The organism is Cellulomonas shaoxiangyii (assembly GCF_004798685.1).
GTDB classification, from domain to species: domain Bacteria; phylum Actinomycetota; class Actinomycetes; order Actinomycetales; family Cellulomonadaceae; genus Cellulomonas; species Cellulomonas shaoxiangyii.
Genome location: NZ_CP039291.1, coordinates 3,709,532 through 3,732,594, shown reverse-complemented (window position 1 = coordinate 3,732,594; position 23,063 = coordinate 3,709,532). Strand labels below are relative to the sequence as shown.

23 protein-coding genes are annotated in these 23,063 nt (G+C 77.1%); 12 read left to right on the top strand and 11 right to left on the bottom strand.

Translation table 11 applies throughout. From position 1 onward, the window contains the following. Positions 1–14: 14 nt before the first annotated feature. On the bottom strand, positions 15–1,328 hold the full coding sequence (locus tag E5225_RS16710; RefSeq protein WP_135974317.1) for a CE1 family esterase: 1,314 nt from the start codon (positions 1,326–1,328) through the stop codon (positions 15–17). 187 nt (positions 1,329–1,515) lie between these two features. Between E5225_RS16710 and E5225_RS16705 the strand changes: the two genes are divergently transcribed. Continuing rightward, on the top strand, positions 1,516–2,289 hold the full coding sequence (locus E5225_RS16705; protein ID WP_135974316.1) for a potassium channel family protein: 774 nt from the start codon (positions 1,516–1,518) through the stop codon (positions 2,287–2,289). 65 nt (positions 2,290–2,354) lie between these two features. Then, complete coding sequence (locus E5225_RS18230; RefSeq protein WP_166436009.1) at positions 2,355–2,885, top strand: DUF1905 domain-containing protein; 531 nt, start codon at positions 2,355–2,357, stop codon at positions 2,883–2,885. Between the two features lie 53 nt (positions 2,886–2,938). Here the strand turns inward: E5225_RS18230 and E5225_RS16695 are convergent, their stop codons facing one another. Beyond that, positions 2,939–3,835 (bottom strand): ArgP/LysG family DNA-binding transcriptional regulator, encoded by an 897-nt coding sequence (locus tag E5225_RS16695; RefSeq protein ID WP_135974315.1) that lies wholly within the window; start codon positions 3,833–3,835, stop codon positions 2,939–2,941. Positions 3,836–3,905: 70 nt separating this feature from the next. On the opposite strand from E5225_RS16695, the gene E5225_RS16690 reads away from it, so the two are divergent. Next, entirely contained in the window at positions 3,906–4,517 is a 612-nt protein-coding gene (locus tag E5225_RS16690; protein WP_135974314.1) for a LysE/ArgO family amino acid transporter, read from the top strand. Between the two features lie 3 nt (positions 4,518–4,520). On the opposite strand, the gene E5225_RS16685 is transcribed toward E5225_RS16690, so the two are convergent. From E5225_RS16685 to E5225_RS16670, 4 genes are all read right to left on the bottom strand, one after another. Then, positions 4,521–5,711, bottom strand: a complete 1,191-nt coding sequence (locus E5225_RS16685; protein ID WP_135974313.1) for an AAA family ATPase — start codon at positions 5,709–5,711, stop codon at positions 4,521–4,523. Between the two features lie 58 nt (positions 5,712–5,769). Beyond that, complete coding sequence (locus tag E5225_RS16680; protein ID WP_135974312.1) at positions 5,770–7,038, bottom strand: alpha-amylase family protein; 1,269 nt, start codon at positions 7,036–7,038, stop codon at positions 5,770–5,772. A 52-nt stretch (positions 7,039–7,090) separates the two neighbouring features. Then, a complete protein-coding gene (locus tag E5225_RS16675; RefSeq protein WP_135974311.1) occupies positions 7,091–7,597 on the bottom strand; it encodes a DUF6584 family protein in 507 nt (168 codons plus the stop codon). Positions 7,598–7,659: 62 nt separating this feature from the next. Continuing rightward, the gene (locus E5225_RS16670; RefSeq protein ID WP_135974310.1) at positions 7,660–8,790 is read right to left on the bottom strand and encodes a 6-phosphofructokinase; all 1,131 of its coding nucleotides are present in this window, start codon (positions 8,788–8,790) and stop codon (positions 7,660–7,662) included. A gap of 150 nt (positions 8,791–8,940) precedes the next feature. On the opposite strand from E5225_RS16670, the gene E5225_RS16665 reads away from it, so the two are divergent. The 3 genes from E5225_RS16665 (at position 8,941) to E5225_RS16655 (ending at position 10,459) form a co-directional block, all read left to right on the top strand. Further along, positions 8,941–9,159: a helix-hairpin-helix domain-containing protein gene (locus E5225_RS16665; RefSeq protein WP_135974309.1), complete on the top strand. Its 219-nt coding sequence runs from the start codon at positions 8,941–8,943 to the stop codon at positions 9,157–9,159. A gap of 134 nt (positions 9,160–9,293) precedes the next feature. Further along, positions 9,294–10,013, top strand: a complete 720-nt coding sequence (locus E5225_RS16660) for an SRPBCC family protein (RefSeq protein ID WP_135974308.1) — start codon at positions 9,294–9,296, stop codon at positions 10,011–10,013. Next, positions 10,010–10,459, top strand: a complete 450-nt coding sequence (locus E5225_RS16655) for an ArsR/SmtB family transcription factor (RefSeq protein WP_244243673.1) — start codon at positions 10,010–10,012, stop codon at positions 10,457–10,459. The genes E5225_RS16660 and E5225_RS16655 overlap by 4 nt, the downstream gene beginning before the upstream one ends. A gap of 96 nt (positions 10,460–10,555) precedes the next feature. On the opposite strand, the gene E5225_RS16650 is transcribed toward E5225_RS16655, so the two are convergent. Then, the gene (locus E5225_RS16650; RefSeq protein WP_135975642.1) at positions 10,556–11,416 is read right to left on the bottom strand and encodes a helix-turn-helix domain-containing protein; all 861 of its coding nucleotides are present in this window, start codon (positions 11,414–11,416) and stop codon (positions 10,556–10,558) included. A 35-nt stretch (positions 11,417–11,451) separates the two neighbouring features. On the opposite strand from E5225_RS16650, the gene E5225_RS16645 reads away from it, so the two are divergent. From E5225_RS16645 to E5225_RS16635, 3 genes are all read left to right on the top strand, one after another. Continuing rightward, positions 11,452–12,015: a TIGR03086 family metal-binding protein gene (locus tag E5225_RS16645; RefSeq protein WP_135975640.1), complete on the top strand. Its 564-nt coding sequence runs from the start codon at positions 11,452–11,454 to the stop codon at positions 12,013–12,015. An 85-nt stretch (positions 12,016–12,100) separates the two neighbouring features. Then, complete coding sequence (locus E5225_RS16640) at positions 12,101–13,087, top strand: DMT family transporter (RefSeq protein ID WP_136225521.1); 987 nt, start codon at positions 12,101–12,103, stop codon at positions 13,085–13,087. 135 nt (positions 13,088–13,222) lie between these two features. Then, a complete protein-coding gene (locus tag E5225_RS16635; RefSeq protein ID WP_243738277.1) occupies positions 13,223–14,491 on the top strand; it encodes an AI-2E family transporter in 1,269 nt (422 codons plus the stop codon). A gap of 142 nt (positions 14,492–14,633) precedes the next feature. Here the strand turns inward: E5225_RS16635 and aroD are convergent, their stop codons facing one another. The 3 genes from aroD to E5225_RS16620 form a co-directional block, all read right to left on the bottom strand. Further along, positions 14,634–15,464, bottom strand: a complete 831-nt coding sequence (gene aroD, locus E5225_RS16630) for a type I 3-dehydroquinate dehydratase (protein ID WP_135973884.1) — start codon at positions 15,462–15,464, stop codon at positions 14,634–14,636. A 73-nt stretch (positions 15,465–15,537) separates the two neighbouring features. Then, entirely contained in the window at positions 15,538–16,125 is a 588-nt protein-coding gene (locus tag E5225_RS16625) for an ATP-binding protein (protein ID WP_135973883.1), read from the bottom strand. A gap of 139 nt (positions 16,126–16,264) precedes the next feature. Next, positions 16,265–17,743, bottom strand: a complete 1,479-nt coding sequence (locus tag E5225_RS16620) for a phytoene desaturase family protein (protein ID WP_243738276.1) — start codon at positions 17,741–17,743, stop codon at positions 16,265–16,267. Positions 17,744–17,849: 106 nt separating this feature from the next. Between E5225_RS16620 and E5225_RS16615 the strand changes: the two genes are divergently transcribed. Continuing rightward, complete coding sequence (locus E5225_RS16615) at positions 17,850–18,800, top strand: LLM class flavin-dependent oxidoreductase (protein ID WP_341765669.1); 951 nt, start codon at positions 17,850–17,852, stop codon at positions 18,798–18,800. Positions 18,801–18,874: 74 nt separating this feature from the next. Here E5225_RS16615 and E5225_RS16610 read toward each other — a convergent pair whose 3' ends face one another. After that, positions 18,875–19,549 (bottom strand): GNAT family N-acetyltransferase, encoded by a 675-nt coding sequence (locus E5225_RS16610; RefSeq protein ID WP_135973880.1) that lies wholly within the window; start codon positions 19,547–19,549, stop codon positions 18,875–18,877. Between the two features lie 379 nt (positions 19,550–19,928). Here E5225_RS16610 and E5225_RS16605 point away from each other — a divergent pair, with 379 nt between their 5' ends. Next, positions 19,929–21,947 (top strand): penicillin-binding transpeptidase domain-containing protein, encoded by a 2,019-nt coding sequence (locus E5225_RS16605; protein ID WP_135973879.1) that lies wholly within the window; start codon positions 19,929–19,931, stop codon positions 21,945–21,947. Positions 21,948–22,017: 70 nt separating this feature from the next. Next, on the top strand, positions 22,018–22,995 hold the full coding sequence (locus E5225_RS16600) for an aldo/keto reductase (RefSeq protein WP_135973878.1): 978 nt from the start codon (positions 22,018–22,020) through the stop codon (positions 22,993–22,995). Positions 22,996–23,063 lie beyond the last annotated feature (68 nt).

Here is a 23,063-nt window from a genome sequence, read left to right as displayed (position 1 = left end):
GGTGCGCTCCGACGTCAGGAGCTGGTGCAGGTCAGCGCCGGCGTCGGCGGGGTGCCGCTGCCGAGCAGGCCGAACGTCGCGGAGCCGCCCGCGGGCAGGGCGCCGTTCCAGGCGGAGCTGCGGACGACCACGAGGCCGCCCTGCGTCGTCAGCGTCCCGTTCCACACCTGCTCGACGCGCTCACCGGCGGGCTGCCAGGTCACGCTCCAGGAGGTCGACGGGGACCCGGCGCGCACGGTGACCTCGCCCTGGAACCCGCCGGGCCAGGAGTTCACGGTGCGGTACGTCGCCGTGCACGCGCCGGCGGGCGGCGGGGTCGTGGGGTTGGCCGTGGGCGTCGGCGTGGGGTTGTTCGTCGGCGTCGCGGTGGGCGTGGCGGTCGGGCTCGCCGTCGGCGTGGGGTTGGTGGTCGGCGTCGCGGTGGGCGTGGGCGTGGGCGTCGTCGTGGACGTCAGCGACGAGAAGAACCGCCAGACCTCACCCGGCACCCACGACTGCTGCTGGCCGCGGTCGCGCGGGTCCCACTGGTGGCCGCTGTCCGACGCGATCCACACGACGGGGTAGCCGGCGCGGCACGTGTACGCCGTCCGCACGTGCGTGCCGCTGCCCGCGGCGGGCTCCGGCGCCTGCTGCGCCTGGCAGCCGTTGGTGCGCAGCACGCGGTCCCGCAGCGCGCGGCCCTGGGAGATGTTGAGGACGTCGTCGACGACGCCGTGCGAGCCGAGGTAGGCGATGGGCTGCGTGCCGCCGGCGCACCCGGAGAGCTGGGCGCCGTTGAGCACGGCGACCGCGCGGAAGACGTCGGCGCGCGCGCACGCGATGGCGTTGCTCATGCCGCCGCCGTAGCTGAAGCCGGTCGCGAACCGCTGCGTCGTGTCGACGCACAACGCGGACTCGACGGCCCGCAGCACGTCGTCGACGAAGGTGAGGTCGCGGCCGTTCGTGTTGGGCCACGCGTTGTCGATGCCCTGGGGCGCGACGAAGATCGTGCTGTTGTTCGCGAGCGGCTTGAGGCCGTAGAAGCCCTGGTTGACGACGTCCTGCGACGTGCCGTGCCACCAGTGCAGCCCGACGACGAGGCGGTACTGCCGGTTCGGGTCGTACCCGGCCGGCACGTCGAGGCGGAACGTGCGGGCCTGCCCGCCGCTCGTGATCGTGTGGTTGCCGGTCGACAGGGCGGCCGGCCTGCCGCAGCCGGCGGTGGCGGCGGCGGTGACGGGACCGCCGGGCAGCGCGGACGCGGGTGCCGTGAGGCCCGCGAGGGCGAGCACGGCGGCCGCGGCGGCGAGCAGGGCGCGCCTGCCTCGGGTCGGGGTGGGGTGTCGCACGGTGGCTCCCTCCAGCAGGCCCGGCGGCGTTGCCGGGCGCGGTGCGCGGGCGTGGGCACGCCCGCGGCCCGCCCGAATGTACCGATACACCCCATCCGGGCGAACAGTCGGAAACGATTCACGGCGCACCGGCCCCGGGCGGCTCGCCTTGCGGGCCGGGCGGCGTGCGGGTGGGTAGGGTCGCCGGGTGTCACGGGTGGAGCGGTGGGAGCACCGCGCGGAGACGCCGCTGATCGCGGTGTCGCTGGTGTTCCTCGTCGCGTACGGCGGCCCGATCGCGTGGCCCAGCCTGCCGGCGGGCGTCGACCGCCTCTGCGGGTGGGTCGTCACGGCGACGTGGGTCGTGCTCGGCCTCGACTACGCCACGCGCCTGGTGCTCGCCGACGACCGCCCGCGGTTCGTCCGGGCGCACCTGCTGGACCTCGCGCTGCTGCTCCTGCCCGTGCTGCGCCCGCTGCGGCTGCTGCGGCTCGCCGCGCTGCTGTCGGTGCTGCACCGGGTCGGTGCGCGGTCGTTGCGCGGCCGCGTCGTGCTGTACGTCGGGGCCGGCACGGTGCTGCTCGTGCTCACCGGCGCGCTCGCGGTCACCGACGCCGAGCGGGGCGCGCCGGACGCGACGATCACCCACCTCGGTGACGGCCTGTGGTGGGCCCTGACCACCATGACCACCGTCGGCTACGGGGACCGGTACCCGGTGACGACGACGGGCCGGTTCGTCGCCGCGGCGCTGATGATCGGCGGCGTGGCGCTCGTCGGTGTCGTCACGGCCACGATCGCCTCGTGGCTGGTCGACCGGGTGGCGGCCGAGAACGAGCAGGAGCAGGTCGCGACGCGCACGCAGGTCACCGAGCTGGCCGAGGAGGTCCGCGCCCTGCGGGCGGAGCTGAGCCAGCGCGCCGCGCGCGCCGACGGGGACGTCCCCGCCCCGCGCGAGCCGGTGGGCCGGGCGCCGGGCGACTGAGCGGGGAGCGCTCGGGACGTGCGTCGCGTGCTCCCGGTGTCGGTGGGCGCTGCCATGCTCGCCGGGTGGAGCTGGAGTTCGACGGTGAGGTGGTCTGGTGGCGCGGGCCCACGCCGTTCCACTTCGTCGCGCTGCCGGAGCCCGAGGTGGCGCGGTTGCGGGCCGTCGCGGGGCGGGTGACGTACGGCTGGGGCTGCATCCCGGCGACCGTCACGCTGGGGGACACGACGTTCACCACGTCGCTGTTCCCCAAGGACGGCGGGTACGTCGTGCCGGTCAAGGCCCGGGTGCGCCGCGCCGAGGGGGTCGAGCTCGGGGACGACGTGGCGCTGACCGTCCGCATCGCCGACCCCGACGGCGGCGCGGAGGTCGGGGGTGGCACGGGCGACCGTGCGGGCGGCGACGGACCGGACGACGACGGAGCGCCGGACGACGGAGCGCCGGACGACGGAGCGCCGGACGACCGTGCCGGGTACGACCGTGCCGAGGCGGTCGGAGGCGCCGGCCGGGTGCGCGCCCTCGCGCCGCACCACCGCGCCGCCGCCGACGACGACTTCTACGACCCGGCGGACGACCCCACGCTGCGCCGCGGGTGACGCCTCGGCGGTCGAGCCCCCGCGACGGTAGGCGGTGACGCCGCCGACAGCCGTCAGCCCCGCGACCCTCGCAGCGGTGCGAGTGCCGCCCGCGCGCCCCGGCGCACGTGCGCGGCGACGGCGTCGAGCGCGGCCGTCCGCAGCGACCACTGCTGCCAGAACAGCGGCACGTCGACGCCCGGCCCGTCGTCGAGCAGCACGAGCCGGCCGGCCGCCACGTCGTCGTCGCTCTGCTGGTCGGGCAGCATGCCCCAGCCGAAGCCGAGCCGGACCGCGGTCGCGAAGTCGGCGGACGCGGGGACGAGGTGCCGCGGCGGCGCGAGCGGGTCCGCGCCCCGGCGCTCGAGCCAGCGGTCCTGGAGGCGGTCGGCGGCGTCGAAGACGACGACGGGCGCCACGGTCAGCGCGCCGGCCGTGGCCCCCTCGGCGAACCAGCGGTCCCGGAACGCGGGCGCGGCGTACGGGCGGTAGCGCACGACGCCCAGCGGCTCGGCCGTGCAGCCCTGCACCGCCGTGGCCTCCGCGGTGACGGCGGCCATGACGGACCCGTCGCGCAGCAGCGCCGCGGAGCGGTCCTGGTCCTCGCGGAGGAGCTGGATCGCGACCCGCCCGGCGAGGGGGGCGAGCGCCGGCAGCAGCCACGTGGTGAGCGAGTCGCCGTTGACCGCGAGGGCGACCCGCGGCGCGGGTGCCTCGGCGAGGTGGCGGGTCGCGTCCGCGGTGAGGGCGTCGAGCTGACGCGCCAGCCGGACGAGCGGCTCACCGGCGGCGGTCGGCCGCACGGGCCGCTCGCGGCGCAGCAGCACCGCCCCGACGGACTGCTCCAGGGCCTTGATGCGCTGGCTCACGGCCGACGGGGTGAGGTGCAGGGCGCGCGCGGCCGCGTCGAGCGTGCCGAGGTCCGCCGCGGCGGCGAGCGCGCGGAGCTGGCCGAGGTCCCAGTCGGGCATGAAGCCACGCTAACGGTGCGTGAGGAACTTTCGCTGGAGTACAGCCGTGCGGGTGCGTACGTTCAGCGGCATGGGATGGACGGCGGCGCTCGCGGGCGCGGGGTTCGGGTTCGCGCTGATCGTCGCGATCGGTGCGCAGAACGCGCACGTGCTGCGGCAGGGGCTGCGGCGCGAGCACGTGGGGCTGGTGGTGGCGATCTGCGCGCTGTCGGACGTGGTCCTCATCGCGGTGGGGACGGCCGGCGTGGGCGCGGTGATCGCCGCGAGCCGGGCCGTGACGGTGGTCGTCACGGTGCTCGGCGCGCTCGTGCTGCTCGGGTACGCGGCCGTGGCGGCCCGGCGTGCGGCCCGTCCGGCCGCGCTCGTCGCGGAGGAGGGCGGCGCGGCCCTGAGCACGGGGGCGGCCGTCGCGACGACCCTCGCCCTCACGTGGCTGAACCCGCACGTGTACCTGGACACGGTCGTCCTGCTCGGGTCCGTCGCCACCGGCCACGGCGACGGCCGCTGGTGGTTCGCGCTCGGCGCGGCCGTGGCGAGCGTCGTGTGGTTCACGGGCCTGGGCTTCGGCGCGGCGGCGCTGCGACCCCTGTTCGCGCGGCCCGGCGCGTGGCGGGTCCTCGACAGCGTGATCGCGCTCGTCATGGTCGCCATCGCGGTCACCCTGGTCGTCGACCTGCTCTGAGCCTCACCGCCCCGGCCAGTGCCACGCCGGCACGTCGAGCAGACCACCGCGCCCGGCGACGACCGTCTCGCCGACGTCCTTCTCGAGCGCCACGTGCCTGGTGTCGGCGGGCGTGCTGTCGTCGGCCAGCAGGGCGTCGACCAGCGGGCGCGCGTGGCTGACGACGACGACCTGCGTGCGCCGGGCCGCGGCCGCCAGCAGGTGCGCCAGCGCGGGCAGCAGGTCCGGGTGCAGGCTCGTCTCCGGCTCGTTGACCACCATGAGCGCCGGCGGACGCGGCGTGAGCAGCGCCGCCGCCCACAGCACGAACCGCAGCGTGCCGTCGGACAGCTCCGCGGCCGAGAGGGGGCGCAGCAGCCCCGGCTGCGTCATGGTCACCGTCGCGTGCTCGTCGGTGCCGCCGACGTCGAGGGTCGACCCGGGGAACGCCCGGTCGACGACCTCCGCGAGCTCGGCGCCGCCGCCGAGGTACCGGATGGTCGCGACCGCGGCGGCGAGGTCCCGCCCGTCGGCCGCGAGGACCGGGGTCCGGGTGAGCACCGACCCGCGGCGCGCAGGGGCCTCGGCGTCCGTGCGGACGTGGTCGTAGAACCGCCACCCGCGCAGGCTCTCGCGCACGAGCAGCACCTGCGGCGCGAGCAGCGGGTCGACGAGCTCGGTGAGCAGGCTCTCCGTCGGGTCGGGCTGCGCGGGCACCTGCACCCAGGCGTCGTCGGCGTCGCGCGCCCGCACGGACGGCCCACGCCGCTCGGCGACGACGTCCCGCGGCCGCGGCGCGTGGCCGACCCACACCGTCTCCGCCTTGATCTCCGGGTCGCGGACGAACGGCGACGTCCGCTCGAGCTGCGGCAGGCCGACCTCGCAGGCGTAGCCGAACGCCACGTCGTCGTCCGCGATCTGCCCGCGCACGTGACCCGGCCCGTGCTGGACGCCGAGCCGCAGCCGCACCGGACCCGCGCCCGGCCCGCGCCCCTCGCGCACGCGGCGGCCGGCCCACAGCGCGGACGCGAGCCCGCCCTCCTGCGCGAGCGTCGCCGCGAAGGCACCCGTGCTGCACGCCTGCAGCAGGCGCAGCGACCGGTACAGCGACGACTTGCCCGACCCGTTGCCGCCGGTGACGACGGTGAGCGCGCCGGGCTCGAGCACGAGGCTGCGCAGGGAGCGGTAGCCCTCGACGGCGACGGTCCTGATCACGCGGCCACCGTAGGGGCCGCCACCCACACCACGCGGTACCCGGGCGGGCGTGCGCCCGTCACCCCCAGGCGTAGAGCACGCGGTCCCCGTCCCGCACGACGGCCCGCGGCGCGCCCGTGACGTCGAGCTCCACCTGCAGCCGCTGGGTCCCGTCGGCCGACGTCGCCGTGTACCGGTAGCGCTCGTTGGTCAGCTCGTCGGCCGTGGTGCGGGCGGTGACGAGCCACGGGTGCCGCCGGCGCAGCGCGATGAGCGCCTGGTGCGCGTGCAGCACCTCCTGCCCGGGCGCGGCGGGGTCCGGCGGGGTGTCCGGCAGGGCGGGGCGGACCACGTCGTCCCCGCCCTCGCGGTCCTCCTTGAGGCCCGTCGCCCCCACCTCGTCGCCGTAGTACACGGACGGCACGCCGCCGACGGTCATGAGCACGACGAGTGCGAGGACCGCGGCCTCACCGCCGACCTGCGTGGCGATGCGCGTGACGTCGTGGTTGCCGACGAACGTCTGGGGGAGGAACACGTCGAGCAGCTCCGCGTGGCGCTGCAGCGCCCAGTCCAGCTCGTAGAAGTTCCGGTCGCGCAGGCTGCTCCACGTCGCCTTCCACAGCGGGTACTGCGTGATCGAGTCCATGCCGGACTCGCGCACGATCGCGGCGTAGTCGCCGTGGATGACCTCCCCGACCACCCAGGCGCCCGGGTGGCGCTCGCGCACGTGGGGGAGCACTCGCGCCCAGAACGCCGGCGGCACCGCGTACGCGGCGTCGAGCCGCCAGCCGTCGATCCCGCGGTCGAGCCAGTGCGTCATGACGTCCACGACGAGGTCCGCGACCGCCGGCTCGTCGTGGTTGAGCTTCACGAGCGCGCGGTGGCCCTCGAAGTCCGCCGTGCGCGGCCCGCCGGGGGCGTCCCAGTCCACGGCGACCCACGACGCGCGCGGACCGTCGCGCCCCTCGGCGAGCACCTGCGCGACCAGCGGGTGCTCGGCGCCGACGTGGTGGAACACGCCGTCCATCAGGACCCGGACGCCGCGGTCGCGGGCGGCGGCCAGCAGCGCGTCCAGGTCCTGCTCCGTGCCCAGGCGCGGGTCGACGCGGAAGTAGTCCGTCGTGTCGTACCCGTGCGTCGAGGACGCGAACACCGGGCCGAGCAGCACGCCGTTGGCGCCGAGCGCGACGACGTGGTCGAGCCACGGGATCAGCCGGCGCAGGCGGTGGGGCTCCGGGTCGTGGTCGGGCTCGCGGACCGGCGCGCCGACCGCGCCCAGCGGGTAGACGTGCCACCAGATGGCGTGCTCGACCCAGGCGCGTGCGGACGGGACAACAGGGCTGGTCACGGGCTCCAGCCTGCCCCCGCTCCGGCCGACGGCGCGACCGGTGCGCCGCCGCCTAGAAGATCCAGCCGACGACCGTGGCCGCGCCCACCACCACCAGCACCGCGAGCACGAGGCCGACGACCATGCAGCCGATCAGGCCGGCGGCGTCCTCCCACCACGGCCCCTCCGCACCGCGCCCGGGGTCGGACCAGTCGAGCCGCCTGCCGGTGTCCGCCTCGGCCCGCGCCCGGACGTCGCGCAGGCGGTCCCTCGCGATCTCGGTGGCGGCCGCGTCCTCGGAGCCACGCCAGAGCAGCGCCCGCATGATCCGGACCGGCTTCTGCCCGCAGGCGCGCTCGAACGCCGCCACCTCCGCCGGGTCGCGCTGCTCGGCGAGGTACGACCAGCGCCCCGCCTCCACCGTGTTGCCCTCGAGCCGGTAGACGTCGGCCAGCCGCTCCCGGGCGTCCAGCCGGTGCGGCAGGCTGTGGGTGAGGCTCTTCAGCCGCGTCCGCGCCATCGTGAGGTCGCCACGCCGGAGGTCGTCGTCGACCTTCGCCAAGGTCCGCTCCACGGTCACGGAGGGACCCTAGGGGTCGTGCCGCCCGTCGAGAAGGACAATGGCGCGGGTCCTGCGGGGTGTCAGTCGCCCAGCCCAGTCCCGACCTGGCGCGCCGCGGCGATCCACGCGTGGTCCGGCGGGACGAGCTTGACCTTGCCCGCGACGTCACCCAGCGGCACGGCGGCCGTGCCCTCGCCGCGCGCCGCGATCATGACCCCGAACTCGCCGCGTGCGACGTGGTCCGCGGCGGCCGCCCCGAGCCGGGTCGCGAGCAGGCGGTCGGCGGCGCACGGCGTCCCGCCGCGCTGCACGTAGCCGAGGATCGTCACGCGCGTCTCCAGGCCCGTGGCGGCCTCGAGCTCGCGCGCGAGCCGGAACGTGTGCTCGCGCTGCTGGTCCTCCACGTTGGCGAGGTGCGTGCGCGCGGCCCGCTGGGCCTCGGGCGTCTTCGCGGCCTTGACCAGCAGCTGCGCCGCCTCGTAGTCCGCGGTGTCGTCGGCGTCCCGCGCGCCCTCCGCGACCGCGACGACCGAGAACGACGACCCGCGCGCCGTGCGGGCCTTGATCGTGTCCGCGACGGACGCCACCGTGTACGGGATCTCGGGGATGAGGATGATGTCCGCGCCGCCCGCGATGCCCGCCGCGAGGGTCAGCCAGCCGGCCCGGTGGCCCATGATCTCGGTGAGGATGATCCGGTGGTGGCTGTGCGCCGTGGAGTGCACGCGGTCCACCGCCTCCGTCGCGATCTCGGTGGCGGTCGCGAAGCCGAACGTCGTGTCGGTCTCGGCGATGTCGTTGTCGATCGTCTTCGGCAGGTGCACCACGTTGAGGCCGGCGTCGACGAGGCGCTTCGCGTTCTTCGCCGTCCCGCCGCCGCCCAGCATGATGAGCGCGTCGAGGCCCAGCTCGCGGTAGTTCTCGACGACGGTCGGGACCATGTCCTGCGGGGTGCCGTCGACCGGGAAGCGGTGCACCTTGTCGCGGCTCGTGCCGAGGATCGTGCCGCCGACGGTGAGGATGCCGGACAGCGCCTCCGCGTCGAGCTCGACGTACCGGTTCTCGACGAGGCCCGTGACGCCGTCGCGGAAGCCGATGAGCTCCATGCCGTAGTGCCCGATCGCCGTCTTGCCGAACCCGCGGATCGCCGCGTTGAGCCCGGGGCTGTCCCCACCGGCGGTGAGGATGCCGACCCGCTTCGTCCTGCGTCCCACGACGATCTCCCGTGCTCGTGCCAGGCCGGCGGACCGGCCCTGTCGGCGCACAGCCTGGTGCAGCGCGTGACCTGCGGCAACGGGAAGGCGCGGCGGGGTGTCGGCGGTGCGCGGCACACTGGCCGTCACGACCCGACGACGGAGGACGCCGTGCCCGACGACGCGCCCGTGCCCACGCAGTACCCGCCCGCGATCGGCCGCACGGCGCGCCGCGCCCTCGCGCTCGCGGGGTACACGCGGTGGGAGCAGCTGCCGGCGGTGCGCGCCCACGACCTGCTCGCGCTGCACGGGGTCGGCCCGAGGGCGGTCGGCATCCTGCGCGAGGAGCTCGCGGCGCGCGGGCTGTCGTTCGCGGAGGAGCGGGCCTAGGTCGGTGCACCCGGGCCGGCGACGCTCCGACCCGGGCGGCCGACGACGGCGACGTGCCGGGCGCTGCCCCCTCTCGACAGCGGGCCGCGTCACCCGCTAGCGTATAAGACACCACTTATACGAGAGGCCGGGTCATGACGATCGACGCACTGGAGCAGGTCGGGCTGGTCACGCGCGTGGTGCGCACGGGCGAGCGGGACGGACGGCCCACGAAGATCGCCGAGGCGCGCCGCGTGTACCGCGCCGAGGTCGACGACGTCTGGGACGCCGTCACGAGCCCCGAGCGTCTGCCGCGCTGGTTCATGCCCGTCAGCGGCGACCTGCGCGTCGGCGGGCGCTACCAGCTCGAGGGCAACGCCGGCGGCACGGTCGAGGCGTGCGACCGGCCCGACCGGCTCGCCGTCACCTGGGAGTACGGCGGCGACGTCGGCTGGGTCGAGGTGCACCTCGCGCCCGCGGAGGGCGGCACCGAGCTGCGCCTGCTGCACGAGGCCCACGTCGACCCCGCGTTCTGGGAGCAGTTCGGGCCGGGAGCGGTCGGCGTCGGCTGGGACCTGGCGCTGTGGGGCCTCGTGCTGCACCTCGCGACGGGCGAGGCGGTCGACCCGGCCGCCGCCGAGGCGTGGACGGTCGGGCCGGAGGGGCAGGCGGTCGTCACGTCCGCCGCGACCGGCTGGGCCGCCGCCGCGGTCGGTGACGGCGAGGACCCCGACGCCGCGCAGCGCGCCGGCGCGCGGACCATCGCGTTCTACACCGGGCAGGAGGCGCCGGGGGCGGACGGCGCCGGCACGGCAGAGAGTGCAGCCGATGGCACGGCGGAGGGCGCACCCGACGGCACCGGGCAGGCGGGTTGAGCGCGGCGCGCCGGCACGCGGCGGTGGCGGACGGGGACGACGCCGGGGCGGCGGGTGCCCGTGCGCCCGCCGTCGACGGCGTCCTCGCCGCGCTCGCCGAGCCGGTGCGCCGGCGTCTGCTCGAGCGGCTCGCCGTCGGGGAGTGCACCGCGGGTGACCTCGTCGCGCTCGCGGGCGCCGAGTTCGGCATCTCCCAGCCCGCGACGTCCCAGCACCTGCGCGTGCTGCGCGAGGCGGGCGTCGTGACGGTGCGCGCGGACGGGAGCCGACGCGTCTACGCCGTCGACCCCCGCGCCCTCGCGGTCGTCGGGGACTGGCTGCACGCGTTCCAGGACCCGTTCACACAGCCGCTCGACGCGCTCGCCACCGAGCTGGCCCGCGGCCGCCGCGCACGCCCGGCCGCCGCGACGCCCGCCGAGCGGCGCCCCCGCGCCGCGGGCGCCTGACCCCGCGCCGCGGTGCGCGGCCCGTGCAGCGTTCCGGACACCGGGCGTCCACATCGCTTCACGTCCGCAGTGAGCCCGTCACGGAGGGGGCGCGCGTCAGGCGCCGCGGCCCGTGAAGCGGGCCGCGAACGCGCCCGGCGTCATGCCGGTGACGTGCCGGAAGTCGCGGGACAGGTGCGACTCGTCGGCGTAGCCGAGCTCGGCCGCGAGGTCCGCGAGCGTCGTCCCGCCCGCGCGCAGCCGCCCCGCCGCCTCGTGCAGGCGCCGGCGCTGCACGAGCCACTTCGGCGTGAGCCCGAGCCGCCGCCGGGTCAGCCGCTGCAACGTCCGCTCCGTCGTGGCGAACCGCTCGCACAGCTGCGAGACGCGCACCAGGCCGGGGTCGTCCTCGACCGCGGCGACCACGGCGTCGACCAGCCGCCCCTCGTCGTCCACCGGCAGGTAGCGGCGCAGGAACGTCCCGACGAGGTCCGTCGCGGCACGCTGCCGCGCCTCGTCGGCCGGGTCCGGGGCCATGACGTCCCGCACCCCCGCCACCATCGCGTCGACGTCGGGCCGCGGCGTCGTCGCCGCCAGCGCGTCGGCGACGTCCGCGTGCCGGCCGGTCCACGGCGCGACCGACCCGCCCACGAGCAGCGCCCCCGCCGCCGGCTGCAGCATGACGCCGACCGCCCAGCCGGTGCCGCGCAGCGTCGTCGTCGACAACCCGGGCTGCACGCCGTAGAACCGCGCGTAGGAGTCGGCCACGACCACGAGGCACACCGGGTACTGCAGCACCCGCTGCTCGGCCTCCTGCCCGCCGGGCACCGACCACGTGGGCACCCAGTAGCGGCGCACGAGCGGCGCGAGGTCGTCCGGCGGGCCCCAGCGGCCGATCCGGAACGACGTGTCCCGCGGGTCGACCAGGTGCGCGCGCTCGACGTCGTCGGCCGCGCGGACGCTGTCGCGTTCGTCCAATGCCCACCTCCTCGTCCGGCCCTAGCGTCGTGCACATGACCGACAACCCGATCCTCGACGCCTACACGATGCGCTCCGACGGCTTCGCGGGCGTCCTCGACGCGGCGCGCCCGGCGGCCTGGGACGCGCCCTCGCCGTGCGAGGGCTGGACCGGCCGCGACGTCGTCGCGCACGTCGTCGACACGCAGCGCGAGTACCTCGCCCGCCACGACGTCGACCTCGGCCCGCGCCCCGATCTCGCCGAACCCGCGGCCGCCTGGCACGCGCACGCGGACGCCGTCCGCAGCGCACTCGCGTTGCCCGGCGTCGTCGACCGCCCGTTCGAGGCCATGACCGGCCCGTCGACCCTCGGCGCCACGTTCGACATGTTCTACGGGTTCGACATGGTCGCGCACCGCTGGGACGTCGCCGCCGCCGACGGGCGCGCGCACCGGTTCACCGACGCCGACCTCGACGTCCTCGAGGGCATGGTCGCCGCGATGGGGGAGCACCTGTACGGCGAGGGCGTGTGCGCACCGCCGCTGGACGTCCCCGCGGACGCCGACCGGCAGACGCGCGCGCTCGCGGCGCTGGGCCGGCGGGCCACCGTCCCGGCCTGACCTGGCCTGACCCGGCCTGACCCGCGGCGCGCGCCGCCCGCGCCCGTGCGTTCCGGAGCCCGTCCGGCGTGCGACGATCCCGCCCGTGCGTGCCGTCCTCGCCGTCCTCCTCGCCGCCGTGTGCTTCGGCACGACGGGCACCGCCCAGGCGCTCGGGCCCGACGCCGACCCGGTGGCCCTCGGCGCGGCGCGCATCGCCGTCGGCGGGTTGGCGCTCGCGCTGGTCGCCGCGGTGGTCGCGCGCCGGGCGCCACAGCCGGTGCCGGACGACGAGGTGGCGGCGACGGCCGCCCGCACCGCCGCCGCCCGCACCGCCGCCGCCCGCACCACCGCCGCCCGCACCACCGCCGCCCGGGTCGGTGCCGTCGCGCTCGGGGCCGCGGGCGTGCTCGCGTACCAGCCCGCGTTCTTCCTCGGCACGGCGCGCAACGGCGTGGCCGTCGGCACGGTGATCGCGCTGGGGTCGGCACCGGTCGTCACGGGCCTGCTCGCGTGGGCGGTGCGGCGCGAGCGGCCGTCGGGCACGTGGGGCGTCGCGACGGGCCTCGCGACCGTGGGCGTCGCGGTGCTCGGCCTCGGGTCGCCGGGCGGCGACCCCGGTGCGTCGGCGGGCGGCATCGACGTCGTCGGGGTGCTCGCCTCGCTCGGGGCCGGCGCCGCGTACGCCGTCTACACGCTCGCCGGCTCCGCGCTGATCGACGGCGGCTGGACCTCGACGACCAGCATGGGCGTGCTGTTCGGCACCGCGGGCGCGGTGAGCGTCCCCGTGCTGCTCGTGGCCGGTGCCGGCGCGCTGACGACGCCCGCCGGCCTCGTTCAGGTCGCGTGGCTCGGCCTCGTGACGACGACGGTCGCCTACGTGCTGTTCGGCTACGGGCTCGCGCGCCTCGGGGCGCCGACGGTCGCCACGCTGACGCTGGCCGAGCCGCTCACCGCGACCGTGCTCGGCCTGACCCTCCTGGACGAGCGGCTCGCGGTGACCTCCGTCGTCGGCCTGGGGGTGCTCACGGCGGGCCTCGTGGTCCTCGCCGCCGGCAGTCGCCGCCCGGCCGGCGCGCCACCAGCGCGGTAGATGCACCGCAGTCGGCGTCGGGCGCGGGCGCGTGCGTCGTCCGGGGCGTCGTCGCGTCGCACCGTCCGTGCCGCCGTCGGCCCTAGGGTGTGCGCGAGCCTCGCCCCCAGGCCATCGCCCCACCGGAGGACGTCCGTGAGCAGCCCCGACACCCCGCGCCCCACCGCCGCGACCACGCCGGCCCCCGTGCTCGGCGCGCCCGAGGTCCCCGGCGACGAGGGGACCCGCGCTCTGCAGCACGACGCCCGCCGCCCGCCGCGCTGGTGGGGCAAGGCGCTGGCGATGACGGTCGTCGCGGTCTTCGTCGGCATCTTCGCGTGGAACGCGCTCGGCGCCCTCGGCGGGCTGTTCGTCAACCTGCTCATCGCGTTCTTCCTGGCGCTCGCGCTCGAGCCGATCGTCGTCTGGCTCGTCCGGCACGGGTGGCGGCGCGGCGGCGCGGCCGCGTTCGCGCTGATCGGCGGCCTGGTGCTGGTCATCGTCGTGCTGGCGCTGTTCGGCAACCTGTTCGTGCAGCAGCTCGTGCAGCTGGTCGAGAACGTGCCGCAGCTGTACGCGGACGCGCGCACCATGATCGCCGACCGGTTCGGCGTCGAGGTGCCGGAGACGGACGACCTGCTGCGGCAGGCCACCGAGGCCTGGGGCGGCGACGTCGCGAGCGGTGCGCTCCTCGTGGGGACGACCATCCTCGGCGGCGTCTTCGCGGCGCTGACCATCCTGCTCGTGACGTACTACCTGCTCGCCGCCGGCCCGCGGTTCCGCGCGTCGATCTGCCGGTGGCTCACGCCCGGCCGCCAGCAGGAGGTGCTGCGACTGTGGGAGATCACGCAGGTCAAGGTCGCCGACTTCATCAACACGCGCATCGTGCTCGCCGCCATCGCGACGGTCGCGACGTTCGCGTTCCTCGCGATCCTCGGCACGCCGTACTCGCTGCCGCTCGCGGTGTTCACGGGCGTCGTCTCGCAGTTCGTCCCCACGATCGGCACGTACATCGGCGGTGCGCTGCCGATCGTCGTCGCGCTGACCTCGCAGGGCGTGCCGCAGGGGCTGGGTGTGCTGGCGTTCATCCTCGGGTACCAGCAGGTCGAGAACCTCTGGCTCGCACCGAAGGTGTCGGCGCGCGCGCTGGAGATGAACGCCGCCGTGTCGTTCGTCGTCGTGCTCGGGTTCGGTGCGGTGTTCGGCGCGCTCGGCGCGTTCCTCGCGCTGCCGATCGCGGCGACGATCCAGGCCGTCGCGAACACGTACGTGCAGCGGCACGAGCTGGTGCAGTCGCACATGCTGCACGACCCCGGCGAGGCGCAGGAGGACCCGGGCCGCACGGGCCGCGGCGCCAGCAACGCGGACCGCACGCGGGCCGCGGCGCGCGAGGTCGAGGAGCGGCACGCCGACGGCGTGCAGTGACGCGGCGGCACGTGCCGCCCGGGCGCGCGACCCGCGCCCTGACGTAGCGCCCGCTCAGGCCGTCCCGCCGAACGCCGCCGCCCGAACCTGCCGGAACACGGGCGTCGGCTCGAGCTGTACCGGATGCTCGGCGAGTGACGCCTCAGAGCGCGTCGTGCACGAGCGCGAGCACCTCGCGCAGCCGCACCGCGTCGAGCTGACCGGGTGCGCTCGCGGCGCCCACGGAGCCGAACGTCAGCGCGGAGCCGAACACCTCGCCGGCCAGCCGCGTGACGAGCCCGAGCCCGCCCATCGCGATCGTCACGACCGGCCGGTCCGCCTCGCGCGCGAACGTGCGCGTCGCCCGCAGGAGCGTGAGCACGTCGTCCGCGTCCGCGGGCGTCACCGCCACCTTGCACACGTCCGCGCCGACGTCCCGCTGGCGTCGCAGCACGTCGACCAGCGCGTCGTGGGGCGGCGTCCCGGTGAAGTCGTGCGTCGAGACGACGACGGGCAGCCCGTGCGCGCGCGCCCCGGCCAGCAGGTCGTCGCGCAGCGCGTCGGGCGTCGCGAGCTCGACGTCCACGGCGTCGGCCGCGCCCGCGTCCACGGCCGCCCGCACGGCCGCCCGCACGACCGCCGCGTAGGCGGCGTCGTCCGCGGGCTGCACGCCGCCCTCGCGCGCGGACCGGAACGTCGCGAGCACGGGCACGTCGTCGGGCAGCGCCGCCCGCACGGCGCGCAGCGTCGCGGTGACGAGGGCCGGGTCGGCGGCGGACCCCGCGACGTGGTCGAGCCGCACCTCGACGACGTCGGCGGCGCCGGGCGGCAGCGCGCGCGCGTCCGCGGCCGCGCGCTCGGGCGTCGTCGCGACGAGGGGCACGCAGACGGCGGGTACGCCCGTGCCGAGCGTCGTGCCCCGCAGGCGCACGAGCCGTGCGGACGGGGATCCGGTGTCGGGCGCGGCAGGGCGCGCGGGGGTGCTGCCGGCCATGGGGCCAGTCTGGGTCACGGCCGGGGCCGTACGGGCCGGCGTCCGGAGGACGATCGTGCGGGTGCGCCCGGTCTCACGCGTCGTCGGTCGCGCAGAACGTCGCCCACACGTGCTTGCCCTCGGAGTCGGCGTACCAGCCGACGTCGAGCGAGAGCCGGCGCGCGATCTGCAGGCCGAAGCCGCCGTCGCCGGGCGCGCGGCCCTCGGCGAGGAACGGGTGGCGGTCGACCGCGCCGTCCGACACCTCGAGCAGGAAGGTCGTGCCGTCCTGCGCGAGCCGCACCTGCGTGGGCGGCCGGCCGTGCGCGAGCGCGTTCGTCGCGAGCTCGGACGCCACGAGCACGACCTTCTCCGGCACGTCGCCGAGCGGGCCGACCGCGGACGACGAGGACGCGGCGATCTGCTTGCGCAGGTCCCCGCGCAGGGTGCGCAGCTGGACCGCGTTGGAGAGCACCCACCGGCGCAGCGCGACGAACGTCGGCGCGGGGTGCGACGCGTGCAGCTCCTCGCCGGTGGGCGTGGGGCGGCCCGACAGGTGGTCCGCCGGCAGCGTCGCGGGCGGCACGACGCCGCCGTGGGCCGCGGCGCCGACGGGCGCGGCCGCCGTGCCCGCGGGGGTCGCGCGGGGCGGTGCCGCGGTCGGCTCGTCGTTCACGCCCATGTCCCCCTCCTCGGTCTACGGGTGCCGCCGCACGTCGTCCCGTGCGGTCCACGGACGACCGTAAGGGCAGCGCGGGGATCGCACCACCGAAGGCACGGCGTGGTGGCGCACCGACCTGGACCTGCGTACAGGGGTCGGGTCACGCCGGCACCCCCGGTGCGAGGGCCGGCGGGCGGCGCACGTCGAAGACCTGGCGCAGCGCCCGACGCGCCGCGAACCAGCCCGCCATGCCGTGCACGCCGGGGCCGGGCGGCGCCGACGCCGAGCACAGGTACACGCCCTCGGCCAGCCGGTACGGGTCCACGGACGCGCTCGGGCGCGCGACCATCTGGACCAGGTCGAGCGCACCGGCGGAGATGTCGCCGCCGACGTAGTTCTCGTCGTGGTCGACCAGGCGCGCCGCGGGGATGCACCGGGACGTGACGACGACGTCGCGGAAGCCGGGCGCGAACCGCTCGACCTGCGCCGTGACCGCCTCGGTGACGTCGACGTCCGAGCCCGCGGGCACGTGCGCGTACGTCCACAGGGGGCGCAGCCCGCCGACCTCGCGGCCGGGGTCGACGACGGTCGGGTCGCTGAGCAGGATCGTGGGCCGCGGGGCGTGCCGGCCGGCGCCGACGTGGGCCTCGGCCTCCGCGACCTGCTCCTGCGAGCCGCCGACGTGCACCGTCCCCGCGCGCCCGACCTCCGGGTGCGCCCACGGCACGGGCCCGGAGAGCACGAAGTCGACCTTGGCGGCGCCGTGGCCGTAGCGGAACCGCTCGAGCGCACGGCGCCTGCGTGCGGGGAGCCGGTCGCCGAGCACCCGGACCGCGGTCCGGGGGTTGGTGTCGAGCAGGACGCAGCGCGCGGGCGGCAGGTCGGCGGGCGACGCGACGCGGTGACCGGGCCGGACGGTGCCGCCGTGCGCCTCGAGGTCCGCGCGCAGCGCGGCGACGATCGCCTGGGAGCCACCGCGCGGCAGCGGCCAGCCGGCGCCGGCGTGCGCGAGCGCCGCGAGCAGCAGGCCCGCGCCCGCGGCGGGGACCGCGGGCAGCGGGTGGATCGCGTGCGACATGACGCCCGTGAGCAGCGCGGGCGCGACGTGCCCGCGGAACCGGCGCGTCCACAGGGGCGTCCCCTGCTCGACGAGCCCGAGCGCGTAGCGCAGCGCCGTCGGCACACCGGTCGGCAGGAGGCCGCCGGGGATGCTGCGGCGGTCGCCCAGCCCGACCCCGACGACGACGTCCGGCCGGGCGGCGAGCGGGCCCAGGAGCGCGCGCCACGCCGGGCCGTCCGGGCCGAGCGCGGCCACCGTGCGCTCGAGGTCGCGGTACGCGATGCCGGCCTCGCCGTCGTCGAGCGGCTGTGCGTACGACACCTCCGGCGTCAGCAGCTCCACGCCGCGCGCGGCGAGGTCGAACTCCTGCAGGAACGGTGACGCCCACGCCATGGGGTGCACCGCGGAGCAGAGGTCGTGCACGACCCCGTCGGCCAGGCCGAGGTCGAGGGTCCGGGCCCCGCCGCCGACCGTCTCCTGCGCCTCGAGCACGACGACCTCGAGCCCGGCCCGGGCGCAGGTCACCGCCGCGGCGAGGCCGTTCGGTCCGGACCCGACCACCACGACGTCGGTGGGCACGGGGGCCTCCCTGTGCTGGGGGCGGAGCACGACGCGGGCCGTGCAGGGTGCCGCCAGCCTAGGCGTCGCGCGCCGGGAGCACCGTCCGGGGCGCGGCCCGGTGTCGGTGCCCGCGCGTAGCGTCCTGCAGGACGACGCCGGTGCCGTCGGGCGCGCCCACCCGGGGCGTGCCGCGACGCCGGGCGGGTCGGCGGTGGGGGTGGACCGGGTGCGGGTCGGGTTCGTGGCGAGCTTCGGGACGGCGGAGCAGGTCGTCGACATGGCGGTCGAGGCGGAGGAGCACGGCTGGGACGGCTGGTTCACCTGGGACGGTGTGGACGTCGCCGGCATGCCGTCGTGGGACCCGTGGGCGCTCCTCGCGGCGGCCGCGGTCCGCACGCGGCGGATCACCCTGGGCGCGATGGTGTTCGCGCTGCCGCGACGGCGGCCGTGGGTCGTGGCGAAGCAGGCCGTCACGGTGGACCACCTCTCGGGCGGGCGGCTGGTCCTGCCCGTGGGCGTGGGGATCGCCGACGACGGCGCGGTCGCCGCGGTGCCGGCCGAGCGGCGCACGCTCCGCGAGCGCGCGGAGCTGCTCGACGACGACCTCGCGGTCCTCGCACAGGCGTTCACCGGCGGGCCGGTGCAGCACGAGGGCACGCACCTGCGGGTGGACGGCATGCGGTTCGACCCGCGGCCCGTGCCCCGACCCGACGGGCGCACGCACGTGCCGGTCTGGCCGGTCGCGGCGTTCCCCAGCGACCGGTCGATGGGCCGCGCCGTGCGGTGGGACGGCGTGGTGCCGCAGCTGCGCGGCGCGGCGCCGGACCAGGAGATGACGGCGGCGGACGTGGAGGCGGTGGTGGCCTGGGTGCGCGCGCACCGGGCGCCCGACGCCGGGCCGTTCGACGTCGTCGTGCAGGGCGTGCTGCCGGACGACCCCGGCGCGGCGCGCGACCGGGTGCAGGCGCTGGCCGGTGCGGGTGCGACCTGGTTCGTCGACTCCCGGTGGGACCCTGCGACGGCGACGCCGGCGGCGCTGCTCGACCGCCTGCGCCGCGGCCGTCCGGACGCCTGAGCCGGTGCGGGCGCGTGCGCGCCGCTGCCGTCCGGGCGCTGCGTCCGCGGGCCGTGAACGTGCTGCCGGTGCGGTCAGCCGCCGGGACGCCCCGCGGGAGCGTGCCGCGTCATGGGGTAGATGAACGGGCCGCCGGGGGCGAGCGGGACGGGCTCGTGCGCGTCCGTGTAGCCGCGCGCGTGGTAGTACCCGACGTTCTCCTGCTTGGTGGTCTCGAGGTACGACGCGACGCCGGCACGGTCGAGGTCGTCGAGGAAGCGCTGCAGGAGCAGCGAGCCACGACCGGCCCGCTGCAGGTCGGGGCGCACGCCGAACGCCTCGACGTACCACTTGTCCGGCGGGACGCCCTGCGACGTCAGGGTGCCGAACCGGATGATCCCGCCGCTGTGCTCCCGGGTGAACGACGCGATGCGGGCGAGCCGCAGGCCCTGCCGGACCCACCGGGCCACCGTCATCGGGTAGGTGCTCGGCGGGTACAGCGCCAGGACCCCCGTCACCTCGTCACCGAGCTTGGTGACGAGCACGCGGCCGTACCGCATGCCGTCGGCCAGGGTCATCCGGTACACCTCGCGCAGCTCGCGCTCACGCCGTGCACGCACGGGGAACAGGTGCGAGTACCCGGGGTCGTCGGCGAGTGCCGCGGCGAGCACGGCGGCGGCGGCGGTGCGGTCACGGGGCTGGAGCGGGCCCACGACGTCCGGCGGCGGCTGTCGTCGTGCCGGTCCTCCCGGCGTCCCCCCTGGGTACATCCCTGCATCGTTACCTGGACCCGCGTCCAGATGCAACCGCTGGGAGCGACGGCGTCTACCCCGTGGGGAGGTGACGTGAAGATCACCCGTGACTCGCAGCGGCGCACCCACGCAGGTGCCAGGCTCGGTGCGGCTCGCGCCCGGGCCGCACCGGCCGACGTCGACGGCCGCGCACTGACCGCGCGGCCGAGGCGCCGGGCGGCACGGGGGGCCGGCGCGCGGCACGGCCACGCGGGGGGGCGGAGCCGGACCGCGGGTCCGCACGGAGGAGTCCGCACGCGGGGTCCGCACGGGCGGGCCGGACGGCAGGGTCCGCCCGGCAGGGACCGCACGCAGGAGTCCGCGCGGAGGAGTCCGCACGGACGAGGAGGAGGACGGCATGGCGACGACGAGGACGGCACGCTCGCACCTGCGGCGGACGGCGTGGGCCGCCGCGTGCGCGGCGCTCCTGACGTCCGGCGTCGCGGCCTGCACACCGGACCGGCCGGAGCCGCGGCCGGCGGCCGAGGCGCTCGCCGCCGCGCTGGCGTCGGGCGACTTCGCCGACGTGCCGCTCGACGCCGGCGCCCCCGCGCCGGCCGAGCTCGCGACGCGGCGCGCCGCGGTGGTCGCGGGCCTGGGGGAGACCGCGACGGCGACGGTCGAGGTCGGCGACATCACGACGGCCGACGACGACGAGACGGCCACCGCCGCCCTCGACGTCACGTGGGACGTGCCGTGGACGGACACCGACTGGACGTGGACCGCCGACGCCCGCCTCGCCCGCGACGACGAGGACGCGTGGACCGTGGCGTGGTCGCCGGGGCTGCTCGCACCCGGCCTGACGGACACCGAGGTGCTCCGCGCCGAGCGCACCGCGGCACCCCGCGGCGACGTGCTGGGCGCCGGCGACGCGGTCATCGTCACGCCGCGCGACGTCGAGCGCTTCGGCATCGACAAGACGCGCGTGCCCCCTGACCAGCAGGACGCGGCGGCCCGCGCCCTGGCGGCGGCCCTCGGCACGGACGCCGACGCGTACGCGCAGCGGGTGGCCGGCGCGGGCGAGAAGGCGTTCGTCGAGGCCATCACGCTGCGGGTCGAGGACGCGTCGGTCGACAAGATGGCGCTGCGCGCGCTCCCGGGCGTCGTCGCGGTGCCGGACCGGGTGCCGCTCGCGCCCACGCGGACGTTCGCGCGGCCCGTCCTCGGCGCGGTGGGTCCGGCCACGGCCGAGGTCGTCGAGGCCTCCGAGGGTGCGGTGGCCGCCGGTGACCTGGCGGGGCTGTCCGGGCTGCAGCGCCAGTACGACGAGCGCCTGCGCGGCACGCCGGGCGTCACGGTGTCCGCAGTCCCCGCGGAGGGCGTCGACAGCTCGACCGTGCGGCTGCTGTTCCGGACCGAGCCCGTGGCGGGCGAGCCGCTGCGCACCACGATCGACCCCGCCCTGCAGGAGCACGCCGAGGGCATCCTGGCGGGCGTCGCCCCGGCGTCGGCGATCGTCGCGGTCCGGCCCTCGACGGGCGACGTGGTCGTCGCGGCCAGCGGCGCCGGCGGTGAGGGCATGTCGACGGCGACGCTCGGGCAGTACGCGCCCGGCTCGACGTTCAAGGTCGTCAGCGCGCTCGCGTACCTGCGCGGCGGGCTCACGCCCGCGTCGGCGGTCACGTGCCCGCCGACCATCTCGGTGGACGGGCGCACGTTCGGGAACTTCCCGGGCTACCCCGCCGCCGCGCTCGGCGACGTGCCGTTCCGCACGGCGTTCGCGCACTCGTGCAACACGGCCTTCATCGGGTCGCGCGACCTCGCCGACTCCGGCGCCCTCGCCGACGCCGCCCGCTCGCTCGGGCTCGACCCGGCGGCGGAGCTCGGCTTCCCGGCGTTCCTGGGTGCCGTGCCGGACGAGTCGTCGGGCACGGGCCACGCGGCGTCGGTCATCGGCCAGGGGCAGGTGCTCGCCTCCCCGCTCGGCATGGCGACGGTCGCCGCGTCGGTGGCTGCGGGGGCGGTCGTGGTCCCGCGGCTCGTCGTCGACCCGGAGCCGGGCGGCGACCCGGCAGCCGAGCCGAGCCCGGACACCGCCGGCAGCACGGCCGACGCCGCCGCGGACACCGCCGCCACCGTGCAGCCGGCCGCCGCCGCCGGCCCCGCGACGCCCCTGACGGGCGACGAGGCCGCCGCGCTGCAGGACCTGATGCGGGCCGTGGTCACCGAGGGCGGCGCCACGCTGCTCGCCGACCTGCCGGGCGAGCCGGTGCTGGCCAAGACCGGGACCGCGCAGTTCGGCGACGACGCGGACCTGCGCAACCACGCCTGGATGATCGCGGTGCAGGGGGACCTCGCCGTCGCGGTGTTCGTGGGCGAGGGGGACTACGGTTCGACGACGGCGGGACCGCTGCTGCGGTCCTTCCTGGCCGGCTGACGCGCCGGCCCACACGTCGGTACCGACACGGACGTCCGGCCCGCCGGCGCCCGCACATCGAGGAGGGTCCATGACCGCAGCGCACGTGCCCGGAGGGGCCGGGTGGATGCGCCCCCTGCCCGGGACCGGCCTGACCGTGAGCGCCGTGGCGCTCGGCGGCGGACCGCTGGGGAGCATGCCGGAGCTGTTCGGCCAGGACGTCTCCCCGGAGCGCGGCATCGACACCGTCCGGGCGGCGCTGCACAGCGACATCCGGTTCATCGACACGTCCAACGGGTACTCGGGGGGCGAGAGCGAGCGGCGCATCGGCGCGGCGCTCACGGCCGCGGGCGGGGTGCCGGCCGACGTCGTCGTCGCGACGAAGGTCGACCCGGACGGTGCGGACTACTCCGGGGAGCGCGTGCGCCGCTCGGTCGAGGAGTCGCGCGCCCGGCTCGGCATGGACCACCTGCCGCTCGTGCACCTGCACGACCCGGAGTTCCACGAGTTCGACGACCTCACCGCGCCCGGCGGCGCCGTCGAGGCGCTCGTCGAGCTGCGCGAGTCGGGGGCGGTCGGCGCGATCGGCCTGGCCGGCGGTCGCGTGCAGGAGATCGCGCGCTACCTGGCGCTCGGCGTCTTCGACGTGCTGCTCGTGCACAACCGCTGGACGCTGCTCGACCGCAGCGCGGGCGGGCTGCTGGACGAGGCGCAGGCGCGCGGCATGGGGATCCTCAACGCGGCCGTGTACGGCGGCGGGATCCTCGCGCACCAGTCCGGGGGGCCGACGACCTACGGGTACCGCCCGGCGCCGGACGCGGTCCTGACGGCGGCGGACGCGATGCGCCGGGTGTGCGCCGAGCACGGCACCGACATCGGCACGGCGGCGCTGCAGTTCTCGCTCCGCGACGAGCGGTTCGCCGCGACGATCGTCGGCTTCTCGCGGCCCGACCGGGTCGCGCAGACCCTCGCCGCCGCGGCCGCGCCGCTGTCCGACGCGCTGTTCGAGGAGCTCGAGACGCTCGTCCCGCCCGCGGACGTCTGGCTCGACGCCCCGTTCGAGGGCTGAGGCCCGCGGGCCGGACCGGGGCGGGCGGCGTCGGAGGCATCGTCTACGGTGCTGGGGACAGTGCCCGC

Excerpts from the sequence above, each read along its gene's own strand:
- E5225_RS16660 (WP_135974308.1), top strand. The coding sequence starts at position 9,294 with ATGACGATCGACGCACTGGAGCAGGTCGGGCTGGTCACGCGCGTGGTG.
- E5225_RS16600 (WP_135973878.1), top strand. The coding sequence starts at position 22,018 with ATGACCGCAGCGCACGTGCCCGGAGGGGCCGGGTGGATGCGCCCCCTG.
- E5225_RS16695 (WP_135974315.1), bottom strand. The coding sequence starts at position 3,835 with ATGCCCGACTGGGACCTCGGCCAGCTCCGCGCGCTCGCCGCCGCGGCG.
- E5225_RS16605 (WP_135973879.1), top strand. The coding sequence starts at position 19,929 with ATGGCGACGACGAGGACGGCACGCTCGCACCTGCGGCGGACGGCGTGG.
- E5225_RS16690 (WP_135974314.1), top strand. The coding sequence starts at position 3,906 with ATGGGATGGACGGCGGCGCTCGCGGGCGCGGGGTTCGGGTTCGCGCTG.
- E5225_RS16610 (WP_135973880.1), bottom strand. The coding sequence starts at position 19,549 with ATGTACCCAGGGGGGACGCCGGGAGGACCGGCACGACGACAGCCGCCG.
- aroD (WP_135973884.1), bottom strand. The coding sequence starts at position 15,464 with ATGGCCGGCAGCACCCCCGCGCGCCCTGCCGCGCCCGACACCGGATCC.
- E5225_RS16625 (WP_135973883.1), bottom strand. The coding sequence starts at position 16,125 with ATGGGCGTGAACGACGAGCCGACCGCGGCACCGCCCCGCGCGACCCCC.
- E5225_RS16645 (WP_135975640.1), top strand. The coding sequence starts at position 11,452 with ATGACCGACAACCCGATCCTCGACGCCTACACGATGCGCTCCGACGGC.